Source organism: Vibrio chagasii (assembly GCF_002954585.1).
GTDB classification, from domain to species: domain Bacteria; phylum Pseudomonadota; class Gammaproteobacteria; order Enterobacterales; family Vibrionaceae; genus Vibrio; species Vibrio chagasii_A.
Genome location: NZ_MSCI01000001.1, coordinates 1,002,455 through 1,015,763, shown reverse-complemented (window position 1 = coordinate 1,015,763; position 13,309 = coordinate 1,002,455). Strand labels below are relative to the sequence as shown.

At 43.8% G+C, this 13,309-nt stretch carries 4 protein-coding genes; 2 read left to right on the top strand and 2 right to left on the bottom strand.

What is annotated here, in order from left to right:
* Nucleotides 1-352: 352 nt before the first annotated feature.
* Nucleotides 353-601, bottom strand: coding sequence for a hypothetical protein (locus BTO10_RS04875; RefSeq protein WP_004737787.1), 249 nt, complete (start codon nt 599-601; stop codon nt 353-355).
* A gap of 366 nt (nt 602-967) precedes the next feature.
* Between BTO10_RS04875 and BTO10_RS04870 the strand changes: the two genes are divergently transcribed.
* Nucleotides 968-1,801, top strand: coding sequence for a RecX family transcriptional regulator (locus BTO10_RS04870; protein WP_105023761.1), 834 nt, complete (start codon nt 968-970; stop codon nt 1,799-1,801).
* Nucleotides 1,802-1,992: 191 nt separating this feature from the next.
* Here the strand turns inward: BTO10_RS04870 and BTO10_RS04865 are convergent, their stop codons facing one another.
* Entirely contained in the window at nt 1,993-3,840 is a 1,848-nt protein-coding gene (locus BTO10_RS04865) for a M3 family metallopeptidase (RefSeq protein ID WP_105023760.1), read from the bottom strand.
* 252 nt (nt 3,841-4,092) lie between these two features.
* Here BTO10_RS04865 and BTO10_RS04860 point away from each other — a divergent pair, with 252 nt between their 5' ends.
* Nucleotides 4,093-13,281, top strand: coding sequence for a T1SS-143 repeat domain-containing protein (locus BTO10_RS04860; RefSeq protein WP_105023759.1), 9,189 nt, complete (start codon nt 4,093-4,095; stop codon nt 13,279-13,281).
* Nucleotides 13,282-13,309: the final 28 nt, after the last annotated feature.

Sequence of the window (13,309 nt, the reverse complement as noted above, 5' to 3'; positions counted from 1 at the left end):
ATAAATATCTACATAATAGAGTGTGTTATATTTTAAAAGTTCGATTAAAATCATTTGACCGTCGCCTCTGATTTATTAGTGAATTGATATGATTTTAAGAGAGGTTAGCTAAAAAGGATAGATTCTGTTCATTTAGCATTAATGTAATGCGTGAAACTCTACAAAATAAAGCTGGTCGAAATTGAAAAATAGCTTGGGTCCGATAGTCTCATCCAAACATAGTCTCGCAATCATAGCTTGTAACAAACTATGTTGAAAGCAAGCCCAATCATTGCCTGTGACTTGATTGGGCCTCTTTAAGTTATGTTTACGACGTTAGAGGGAGATAATTCTCAAACTTTTATTAGTCATGCTAGTGACTTCGACGTGAGCCATTACGTACCAAGTCTTTTCCATTTTCAAAAACTTCGTCAGTGATCCAACGAGCAAGTAGGACTTGGTGACTGCTATTGAATACAGCAACAAAGTGACGACCGTCAGAGTTATTGGTCGCCATACCAACGCCTTCAACGCCTTCTAGGCCTAAACCACCAGCTTCTACTGCAATAAGGAATTGCTCGAGTTCTTCAAGCGTTTTAATTACATCAAGTTCGTTATTCATTTTTCATTCTCTTACTGGGACTAAGGCGCTTAACTGTATGTGCTTAGGGCCTGGATTACTTAGGTTTGTTATTGGGGTAGTACTTTACAGATAATGGCGATGGATTGGAACTATCAACATTGGTTACGAGGTGGTGTTTATTTAATTCGAAACACAGAGGTTATTTTACCCACTGTAATGTCATCTATTTTAATCTGAGTTGTGTTGTTTTTGATGATGATAGGAGTTGTGATGAAGTTGGTGTTATAAAGCAAGACAACCATCTAAGCTTACTTTTTTAGCTTAAGGTTCATTCTTTGATTTTACAACGCTCGACTCAGAATTACGTTATCATGGGGCAGGCTTAATCTTGATAGTTGAAATTGAATGGATGATTCACAGCAAAACCCGGATACTAAAAAAGCAACGGTAAGAAAAGCGCGACGAATTGAAAGCGTCATGAACTCTGCCATGTGGCATTTAACTCAGAGGGATATGACTGAGAGCGAGTTGACTGCGAAACTGAAAGTGAAAACGGACAATCAAGATTGGATTGACGAAACCTTAAGGAACTTGAAAGGTTACGGCTATCTAAAGTCAGATCAGGATTTTGCAGAGCAATTTGTTGAGCAAGCCTTCTTTGGTGAATTTGGCTCGCGATACATCATTGAGAAGTTGAAAAAGAAAGGGCTAACCGATTCGGTCATTTCGGATGCGATTCATAAGGTATCTGCCGATAAAAACATCGATGAACAAGTACTCTTGATCGATCGAATCAATCATTACTATTCAGGCTTTACCATGAGCCATGAAAAGCTTGTAGCGACACTGCAAAAACGTGGCTTCAGCTATCAACAAATCAAGGTTGCTATCGATCAGCATCCGCAAGCCCATGAGCTCAAGAGTAATCTTCAGATCAAGGCCGAGAAGGCTGATTTGGAGAAAGAGGTGTTGAAATACGCGCGAAAAGGGAAGGGGTTGACTGCCATTCAGCAAGAGCTGAAACAGCGACAAATCGACACCAGCGAGTTATCAGCGTTAATCGACCGATTAATCAACGAAGAGCAACTGGACTTCTACTCGTCTTGTTTAGAACAATTACAGAAAAAGTCTTACGATCTTAATGACTATAAAGAGCGCTCCAAGGCTTATGCGATGCTCTGTCGTAAAGGTTTTTCATCGGATGAGATAAAGTTCGCGTTAAGTGAAGGCAAAGAGTAACTGATGAGTAGCGGAAAACAAGATAAATAGAATTATCAATCTGTGTTCTGGTGCTTGCAGACTTCGGCGTAAAGTAAATTGGATTAATTTTCTACTGCTTCTTATTGGCGAGTAAACAAAAGGACGATTGATATCGTCCTTTTTACTTTCTAAGGTTTAATCAACGAGTGATAGTGAATTGGAAACGTTGATTATCGTCCGTATTTTTCAACAATAAAACGCTCAAAATCATCACACATTTTCTCGTTCGACTCTTCATTATTTGCTAATTCAGTTGCGCCATCGACGATCGATATTTTCGCATTTAAATCTGCGACTTGTGCACGTTCACGAGAAGCCAGTTGCTTGATCTTTTTCTCTTCAATTGCCCATGCTTGATCAGGTGTTAAGTTGCACTCATCAGCAAGGTATTTGGCATTGAAACCTTCTCCAGTTAGGCTTTCTATTGTTCCATTGTGATTGACACTATTGCCTTTATACCAATAGTGCTCAGCCAATAAAGGGCCGATCTCAGGGTTATCTGTTAAGTAACCGAACTTGTCAGTGAAGTAAGCACGCGTTTGATACACCGCCATGTGAGCCAGTAAGTAACCTTGGTATGCGCAAGAGGCTTCGTCTGATAACAGATGCGGGATCGCCATTAATGGACGTGGGCTGCAATCCAAACCGAGTATGCTTTTTTCGCTACGACGAGCGAGCTCTGTGATCTTCTCAGGCGTAAGATCTTCTTCAGCCATCTCATACAGCGCTCGTTCAAAGTAAGGCACCACAAGAATACTGCGTTCTTGGTAGGCTCTGAATGGCTGCTTGCTGTCAATCATCGCTTTAATCAGCTCATCAGGTACTGGCTGACCTTCATCATTGATTGCGTATTGTTTTAGCCAATCGGCATCATTTAAAAGGCTATCGCAGAACATAGACTGAGTTTCCGCGTAAGCCATTGAGGTCGGTGCAAACTCTTGAGAGAAACACGGCGCGTTCATTTTGACGTTGGCAAAGTGTGCCGCGTGTCCGCCCTCATGAAACAGAGTGTTGATTCCATCATAGCCGCTTCCGACTTGATCGGGCTTAGCGTTACTTGTGAAGTTGACTTGAGCTGGCACCCAAGTGTCTTGGTCATAGAACGAAGGAATAGGTCCATGACAAAAACCATTTGGGTACTTGCCTTTACGATCAAGTAGATCCAACTTCAGTGTGGCTTGAGAATATTCGATATTTAATCGGCCAAAAGATTCAACCCAGCGTCTCAATGACTTTGAGAAAGGGACGTAAGGGTCGAGGTCATTCATCACGTCACCAGCAAAAGAGTAGGTGAAGTTATGGCCTTCGAGCGCGCTTTGACCCTTTTGCGCAGCCAAGTTGGTGAGACTTTTTTGGTGACTATCTCGGGTACGTGCCTCAAAGTCGTCCAAAATCGCAAACAGTTGCTCAGTGGTCATCTGCTCCGTTTTTACGACGGAATAATCGAAAAACGTTTTGAACCCCAAAGATTGGGCAAACTTATTACGTTTTTTGATGAGTTCAATAAAGCCGTTCACAAGTAGCCATTGTTCTAGCCCCAATAAGGCTTGGTGTGCTGAACGTCTAACTTGCTCACTACTGTTACTTCTCACCGCTGAACCTAGGACAGGAAGCGAGCCTTCTGTTTCTTGTCCCGCTTCATTTACGTAAGTCATCACGTGGTTTTGCTTTTTCTCAAACAATTCCCCTTCAAACTTGATGAGGTCTGCCTTTAGCGCTTGTGAATTCTGCGATTCAATAGCATGCGATTTGAACGTAGCTAACCAACCATTTAGCCCGGTTAAGGTGCTCTCTTTTTCTAGATGATCTTGAATTTGGTCGACGGTCTTTAGTTGGGCTTCGATAGCCTTTATTTGTTCAGCAGAGCTTAGAAACTCGGTCCACTGAGTTTGAGCGAGGGTTGAACCATCATGATCGTCACTGATGCCCATGTAGGTATCCCAAAAGAAGTCTTCTTTGGTTTTGTGAGTTGCAAGATACTTGTGATTCAGTTGGTTGAGGTAGTTCGTTGCCGTCATGACATTCCTTGAAAATTAACCAGTAATTTCAACATTATGACACATTCACTGAATGTATTTTGTGACGTTAGATATAACTGAATGAAAGTCACAGCCTATCGGTTTACTTTACAGCATATCAATGGTAATTAATTAACTGTTAAGAATTTGTTGATCTCTAGTGTTGGTTAGGGTGTTTTTGCTGATTTTTTAGTCTTTTATTGAGCGCATTGATGCCCTCAATGTCAGCGTTTTGTATGGAAGAGGTTTAGGATGGATCCTATTTTATATATCGAAGTTGGTGGGGTAATTTGGCAGGTATTTCCTGACGGTACTTGGCAGCCATTACCCGCTTCCCAAGCGAAGGCCGATGGTGTTCAAGTTGTGAGTATTGAACCTCAAAACTTGGACCAGACTCAACCTCTGACAGAACCACAAATAGAAGCTGTAGAACAACAGTTGGAAAAGGTTGTGACACAGCTTGTAAACAACATTGAAAGCTCGCCAGAACAGCCAAGTGCTTCAAACGACCAACCTAGCGCTAGTGCCTCTTTTATTGCCTATGTCCGATCTACACTAGACGAAACCCTGGCAGAAGCCGGTTTTGATACTCGACCAACAGAATACTTTGAAGAAGACACAACATCGAATGAAGGCAACCTCGACATACTTTTACCGAGTGCTGCATTAACTGTTGATATTTTAGATGGTGGTGATGGGTATGAAAACCAGTTCGAAGTACCTTCAGTCACGATAACGGGGACCGCTGTTGATGTTCGAGACGGGCGCACCGTTCTTCTAACGATCACTGACATCAATGGTAATACGGTAACCACAACGGCAACCACAAGCGATGAAACCTATGTGTTAAACGGCGTTGATCTCTCTTCATTGGCTGAAGGGGATCTTAAGGTCGATGCGGTGATTGCTGATGAGTTTGGCAATAGCATTGCAGCTAATGACTCTACAATCAAAGACACCCTAGCCACAATCGATGTTGACTTCGATGGTTTTGGTGATGAGTTCTACAACCAATTCGAAATTGCCAACGGAGCGCTAGTCGGTACCGTTGCCAATGTTGAAGATGGTCAGACGATAAGCATTTCTATTACTGATAGCCAAGGCCTCACGCAAGAATACACAACGACCGTATCGGGTGGTACATGGACTCTTACTCTACAAGACTACTCAAGTTTTGCGGAAGGGGAGCTGACGGTTGTTGCTAACACTATCGATATTGCCGGAAACCCAACCATAGGGACGGACACCATAATCAAAGATACGTTAGCGAGCATCACTGCAAGTGTTGACGATGGCGGCGATGGCGTTCTCAACAGTTTCGAAGTTCAGTCTGCCAAGTTCTTCGGTACCGTCCAAAATGTTGAGGATGGCCAAACGGTCAATATCCGTATTTCAGACAGCACCACCAATGTTATCGTATTGACGGCAACGGTTGTTAACGGTGCTTGGTCTGTCGAAGGCGTAGATTTAACGAGCTTTGCAGATGGCAGTATTACCATTGAGGCTGACACTATTGATATCGCTGGTAACCCAGCGAATGCAGTAAATAGTGCAGGTGTCATTGTTATTGATACCGTTTCGCCTGTTATTGATATTGATACGCTAGATGGCTTTAGTATTTTGGCATTTCGTAGTGGCCAACTTACCACCATGCAGGGTACAACCAATGTTGTTGAAGGGTTGCCAGTTTACATTGAAGTAAGCGATGGAACTCAGACCCTAGTCTTTGAAGGCGTTGTTGATTCTTCGGGCAACTGGTTGGTGGAGAATATTGATATTTCTGCCCTTGATTCGTCTGCGGAATGGACGATTGACGCAAAAGTTTTCAATACTGTCGGCAACGAAGCCATCGATGATATGCCAACGATTATTCTTCCTGAGTCTGTGGTGTTTTCGGAAAATATCATTGGTATTTTTGGCGACGAAACACAAACATCCGATATCCGTATCGACTTTGCAGACTTCTCATTTGGTGATGATCAAAGTCTAGCTGAGTCATTAACCTCTCAAGGCTTAACGATTACTGTCGCAGTATCGGCTGACAAGCAAAGCTTGGTTGGAACAAGAAGCGATGGCCAAATCGTATTCGATGCTGCTATTTCCGGCAGTAACGTAAACATCAACTTCTATAAGGCGATCGACCAAGAGGCTGGTTTAGATTCAATTCAGACCGCGCTGGTCATTGAAGGTTTACAAACGGATGCGGACGGCACCACTGAGCTCGTTATTGGCCACCTACCTATTGTTATTAAAGATTCTGACCCACTCATTTTTGATGAATCTTATGAAGTTATTGAAGGTGAAGTGGTATCTGGCAATGTACTCAATAACGACATCGATCTCGATACCCAGCTAACTATAAGAAGCGTTGAAGTTGATGGGACGACACAAACAATATCAGGCAGCGCTCCAGTTTCATTTACTCTTGATGAAGGTGTTTTAACCGCCTTTGCAAATGGTCATTGGACGTTTGTCGCCAACAGAAACTTAGATCACACGGTAGCTCAAAACTTCAGTTTCAACTACGTCGCTGGCGATAGCAGTAACGACTTCGGAAATGGCACCGCGGTTATCGATATTTTCGATGGTGATGCGGGATTCGTAGTAGATGGGACAACGACCAGTACGGAAGGTGACGTATCTGATGGAGTTCAAACTGTAGTCGGTCAGTTTACTGTTTCCGCAGGTTCAGACAATCCAGATCCTGCCTCGATTGTATTTAATGCCAATACCCTTGTGCAGTTAGACGCCTTGGGCTTAACGACTGGTGATGAGGAGTTTCCTCTAACTTACACGTTAGCCACTGATGGTAAAACGATTACCGCACAAGCAAATGGTGAAACGATATTCACACTAACGTTGAGTGCGGTTGCTAGTGGTATTGATGTTCTCGCAGATGTCACATTAGTCCTAGAGCAGCCTATAAACCACCTGATCAGCAACGATTCTATTACCCTGCCACTTATCATCGATGGAGAAGACTTGGATGGTACTGCTTTAGAACAAGGGCAGTTTGTTTGGATTATCCAGGATGGGGCCGATTCGGTACTAACTTCAACTAGCAATGCTGCTGTGGACGAATCTGATCTTATTAATGGCAGTGTTTCTGATACTGGTGTGTTTAATCTCAACGTCGGGAGTGACTTTGTCGAGTCCGTATTTTTCGATGCTGCAGATCAGCCGCAGTTATTTAGTGGCGGTGTACAGCTCATTTATGTGGTCTCTGCGGATGGAAGTGAACTTACTGGCTATGTTGGTTCTGAAAGTGCTGACAATAAAGTATTCACCTTGAGCTTTACCTCTCCTTCAGGTGAGGCGGATACTGATGTTACTTATACTTTTGAACTCTTTAAGGGACTCGACCAAGATAATATTACAGACGAACTTCCATTCGTTGTTACCGCTAGAGATGATGACAACGATGAAACCAAGTTAACCTTGAATGTATCAGTGACTGATGGCGGCGAGCCAACGATTGGTTCTGGAATGGTTGAATTGAGTGAAGTTCCTGTTGCCGGTAGCACTCCATCGGGAGTTGGTTCAACAGCGAACGTGAGCTTAGCTGTTACCGCGGGCAATGACCCTCTGGTTTTCTTAGGTCTGGATGTGACCACAGGTCAAGCTGTTCTTGGAAGCGATGGTGCAGCGGTAACCAGCAATGGTGAAGCACTGACTTGGCGTGATAACGGTAATGGTACCTTTGATGCAGTTCTTGGTAATGGCGATGCTGTTTTCAGAATTAAATTACCGGATAGCTTCAGCCTCGAAGCCAATGGTTCAACAAACGTTGATGTCGTTATTGAGCTGTATCAGTCCATTGATCATGGCTCTGCTTCTAAAGACACCGAGCTGACGATTCCTGCTTCTATCGTCACCATTGATTCCGATGGATCGAGAGACACGCAAGCGTCTGATATTAAAATTTATGACGGTAAAGATCCTGAAATTTCGGTGATTGGAAGCATCTCTGTTGATGAAGATGGTTTACTAGGAGATGGTCAGCAAGTTGGAGTCGAAGATAGCAGTCCTTCTTTAGGTATTATTGAAGGCTCTGATGATGTTGTTTCTGTCACGGTCAACACCGCTGCTTTTGATTCACTTGGCTACACCAGTGCCGGTAAAGCGATATCCCTTCAAACTGTTGATTCTGATGGTTGGTATTATGGTCAAGACACTGACGGCAATAACGTATTTAGAATTCGTTTTAATACTGACGGGACCACTGAATTTGACCTCTATGCACCACTAGATCACGCATATGGTAATAATGGCGAGAATAACTTAGCTCTGAATTTTGAGTTGGTGGTGAACGATGCGGATGGAGACAGCTCAGACCCTGCTATTTATTCTGTTAACGTAAAAGATGATGTGCCGACTGCTCGAGATGGTTCTATTGAAATGGTCGAGGGTGATAACCTTACTGGACAATTCTTAACCGAAGAATTTGCAGGCGCCGACGGTGCAGAAATCATTAGCTTCACTTATCGTAATGTCACTTATACGTTTGATAATGCAGGCACGCCAATCACGATCAACCTGATTAATGATTATGATGGTGGATCGACTTACGGACAGTTTACGCTTTCACCTGATGGTAGCTACCAGCTCACTACGAACCCTAATGTAACGACTGATCCAAATGATCCAAAGATCGTTGATGACATTGATTATTTGGTGCGGGATGCGGATGGCGATGAAGTCACCAGTAACGCAGAGCTCGTGCTGGACGATAACGAAGGTTTTATTCGTTATGAAGATTCGGAAACCACAGAAGATAACGATGCAATAATTGTCGTTAGTGTTTCAACGGGTGATATTGACCAAAGTGAAACTGTTACCGCTATCGAGTTCTCCGAAGCATCATTGAATGGCGGTAGCTTGTATCTTGATGAAGTATTGCTTCAAGTTGTCGACGGCAAGGTCACCTTATCAGGAAGCCAGCTGAAGATGATTGATAGTCAGTTTACGGGTCCTAATGGGCAGTTAACCTATCGTCCTGCATTAAATGAGTCGAATACTACATCGACGGTTATTTTGGCAATCAATGCCATCATAAGTACCGACACTGTACCAAAAGAGCTCACCGCTGATATTACTGTTTCTGTTTTGCCTGTAGCCGACGCGCCGGATTGGTCTGACTCAGTATTCGCTTACCAATCTGTGGAAGATGATGCTGATCCCATTAAATTAGATATCGAAGCTCTTTTATTTGACCAAGACATTCCAACCCCTTCAGAGAGCTTAACTTATAAAATTACAGGTATTCCTAATGGGCTAAATATCACCTTGAATGGCAATGCCGTTAAAGAGGGTAAAGAGTACACTCAGAATCAAATCGACAAAATGGAAGTCAGAGCGGATGGGAACCTTGCTGGTCGATTCGAGTTTGAGATAACTGCGATTGCCACTGAGGCCGGGAACTCCTTTGCAGATCCTAACGATAAAACAGCCGAGATTGTTCATACTGTCACTGTGGATATATCGCCAGATGCAGATACCCCGAACTTGTCGGTTAAAGACTATAAAGGGCTTGAAGACGAGCCTATCTATTTAAAAGAGGTGATTGAGGGCTCTCTTACTGACACCGATGGGTCTGAAACACTCAGTTATATTATTGAAGTTCCAGAGGGGTGGTCAATACTCGGAGATGGAACTGCTCTAATCGGATCGAATACTTACTTTGTGCCTGCGAGCGCAATCGAAAGCGGTGTTGCTTATATACAACCCAAAGAAGACATCAGTTCATTTACTGAAGACTTATCGATAAAAGTAACAGCAGTTGCGACAGAGTCGACTGTCGACTCGCTTATTCCGATCAATGGGCAGGCATCAAGCGACACTGAAACCATCAATATTTTCCTTAAAGGTGTGGTAGATCAGCCGATCGTTGTAGACGGGGGCAACGCGCACTGGGAATACGATAGCGATACTAAAGTTATCAGTAATCAATCTGTGCTTAACGAAGATGTTTTGATCCGACTGGATTTTGTGGTCCAAACTTCAGACGACGATGTATCAGAAGAGATTAACGTACTGCTCACCAACATCCCTGAAGGCACTTTGCTGGTGGATGCGTTGGGAGAGCCAGTATCGCTGACAATTGCGTACATTGATGACATTACAGGGCCAGTCTTCCAAGTTTCTAACGCTCAACTCAATGACTTGTACCTTAAGCCAGTTCCTGACTTCAGTGGTGAATTAGAGCTGACTGTTATTGCTATCTCAACGGAACCTGATGGTGATTCGGGCGAATTTCCGATGACCTTAAAGGTCGAGCTAGCACCTGTCGTTGATCAAGAAGATGGTCAAGTCGTTAGCACTCAAGGCATCGAAGACAGCCAAATAGGTTTGAACCTAGAGCCATCTGTGAATCAAGATGTGGATGGCAGTGAGTCCTTGACGGGGTATGTGATTGACAGTCTTCCTGCTGACCTGACTCTCTACTTTGACGGCAGTGTTATTGAAGTGCCTGCTTCAGGTTTAGATTTAGAGAGCCTATTAGATAGCACGACGCCAACACTTTCAGAGCTTTTAGACAGTGGCAGATTATCGGTAACCGCAACCGAAGATTTGAGTGGCACGTTCACAATACCAATTACCTATGAAGTGACTGACACCTCTCCCACAGGGGCAATGGATGTAAAAGACATTTCAGGCACAATCAGTGTCACTGTCGATGCGAGAGTTGAATTAGATACTCGTTTAGAAAGTTCTGGGCAAATATACATCAGCGATGATGGCTCACCAGTTAACGTATCGGATGCGGTCACTTTTGTTGATGCTGATATCGATGGCTCAGAGTACTTAGACTACATCCTGATCGATGTGCCTGATGGTTATTCTTTGATTATCGATCACCCTAACGGTGCAGCTCAAGATGGTTCAGGGAACTGGATTATTTCGGCAAATGGGCTGACGAGTGATTCTATTCAAGAACTGGCTCAAGAAATCTTGAGTGGTATGACAATCTCTAGCCCAAATGATACACCGGTTCTAGATATCGTTGTTCGAGCTCGTGTTATTGACGGCGAAGACTCTAAGTACATTAATACCTCATTTCAAATTCAGATCACTGGGCATGATGGCGGTGGTGGCTCTTGTGACCCTGTTGGACCACCTAGCCCAATCCAACCTGTTGGAGAGATTAAGACTCCCGAAGGTGAAGATATCGACTTAACGGGCTTGCTAAATACCGATGTAGCGAGTGGCCCTGACAACGAAATCTCTTTCTATATTCCAGCAGATTCACTACCAGAAGGCGTAGAGATTTCTGGTGATGGTGTGATTGCAGAATATGACGCATCGGGCGAAATTGTTGGTTACTCGATTACAGCTGATGGTTTATCAAAGTTAACCTTAACCGGATTGGATGAAGACTTTGCTGGTTGTATCGACTTTACGATAGAGACCATTGAGACCTCGCCATGTAACGGTCAGACCGTAACCACAGAACAGACAATTAGCATTCAAGTTCTGCCTGTTGTTGATGACATTACAGTGGAAGCTGACTCCACGACAATTCAAGAAGATACAGCGACAGATCTTAACCTTGAGCTTGTGTTGGGTGACAGTATTGAAGACGGTCAGCTAATCACTGGTGAAGGTAATAGTGCGACCGGTAAAGAGACCGTTAACTCTTTGACCATCACAGTATCAAACGGCGGTACGCTGTCGGAAAGCCCTTCAGATACAGGTTTGCTGGTTGATAATGGCAACGGTACATGGACGGTTACAGACCCTAGCCGATTGAGTGATGTCTTAGTCACGCCTCCTGAACATTATAGTGGCGAAATTACCCTGACTGTGACAGCCAACATTACTGATGAAGCGGATTGTGTCACTGAAACCGATACGCAAGATAAAACCACGGTTGTGACTATCACGGTTGAGCCAGTTGCCGATGAGGCTAATTTGGTAACACAAGACATTCTTGGAGATGAAGACACTTATATTTCATTGTCCTCACTCAGTGCAGAACTGATTGACCAGGATGGTTCTGAGAACATGTCTTTGGCATTAAAAGGTGTACCTGAAGGCGCTGTAGTTGCGATTAAAGTGGGAGACTCTTATGAGTTGGTTCCAAACAACGGTGCAGATGGCGGCACCTTCAATGGAAACCCTACTTATGAGTGGCAATTAGATCCAAGCCAACTTTCGAACTTGGTCATTATGCCGCCAAGAGATTTCAGTGGAGACATGAATTTGGTGCTTGAGGCTATCACTCAAGAAATCGGTACCACTGAAATCCGCTATACCGAGTCTGACTTTACCGTTGGTGTTAACCCTATTGGCGATAAGGTGGAATTCTTCGACTTACCTGAGCAGATGACAGGCAGTGAAGATGAAGGCATTGTTATTCCACTTGATGCGAATAGTTTCGAGACCAACAGTGATGAGTTCTTATTAATTACAGTCACCGTGAATGGGACTTCGGACCCTTCGGGTTTAACTGGGCTTGATAGAATTCGCATTGGTTCTGAAACAAGCTCTTTCACTAATGTTGGCGGCATTATACAAGCTTCGATCCTCGTTAAAGCAAGTTCTGTTGATGAGCTTGAGTTCTTTGCTGGCGACGCTTGGGGCAACCTCGATATTACGATCACTGGTCAAACGGTTGACCAAAATACGGTGCTTGGTAATTTGGTCACAGATACTGGCGAACCAAGTTCACAAGATATGACTTTGGTGATTACACCAGAGCCCGATGCTCCGTTGCTAAGCCTTGAATACCCATCAATTGTCGCTGAAGCGAGCGGCACTATTCCTCTTGGTTTAGATCTTTCTCTTGTTAACCCTGCCGATTCAGAAGAGGGTTTTATTACCATCTATGACATTCCTGCAGGTTTAACTTTCTCGCATGGTTCTATGGTTGATGGTCAGTATGTCGTGGAATTAGCGGATGTGCCGAACCTAGCGATTACCGGCGGCTACAACAGTGGTGATCAATTTGCTCTAACGATTGAGCCATCAGCAGAAATCGGTAATAACCAAGCGGTTGGTCTCCCACAAACCGTATCGGTTGAGTTTGTAGCTGAAGGTGACTCTACGATTAACGCAACAGACGACAATGATTTGCTAATTGGTGGTACAGGCTCGGATAGTTTTGTATTTGAATCTTCAGGTTTAGGTAGCGCTGATGCGCCGAGCTTCGATGTGGTTCAAGATTTTGATGCCTCACCAGACACGGATGCGATTGATTTGTCGGGTATCCTGGGTGGCTTAGGTATCGCGACGGGTATTGGTGCGACACAGTACCTCGATCTGGAAGAATCAGCGGAAGGCGTAACGATTTCTATCAAGGCCAATGGAGACGATGACGTCCAACAAAATATTTTGCTCGCCGATGTTACGTATGATGATTTGTATCAGGGTGATAGTAGCAGTGCATTAGAAGCACAAATTTTACAAAAAATTATAGAAGACAATAATTTAACGCTGTAAGTTAGATGTACAGTCTATAAAAGGAAGT

Excerpts from the sequence above, each read along its gene's own strand:
- BTO10_RS04875 (WP_004737787.1), bottom strand. The coding sequence starts at position 601 with ATGAATAACGAACTTGATGTAATTAAAACGCTTGAAGAACTCGAGCAA.
- BTO10_RS04870 (WP_105023761.1), top strand. The coding sequence starts at position 968 with ATGGATGATTCACAGCAAAACCCGGATACTAAAAAAGCAACGGTAAGA.
- BTO10_RS04865 (WP_105023760.1), bottom strand. The coding sequence starts at position 3,840 with ATGACGGCAACGAACTACCTCAACCAACTGAATCACAAGTATCTTGCA.
- BTO10_RS04860 (WP_105023759.1), top strand. The coding sequence starts at position 4,093 with ATGGATCCTATTTTATATATCGAAGTTGGTGGGGTAATTTGGCAGGTA.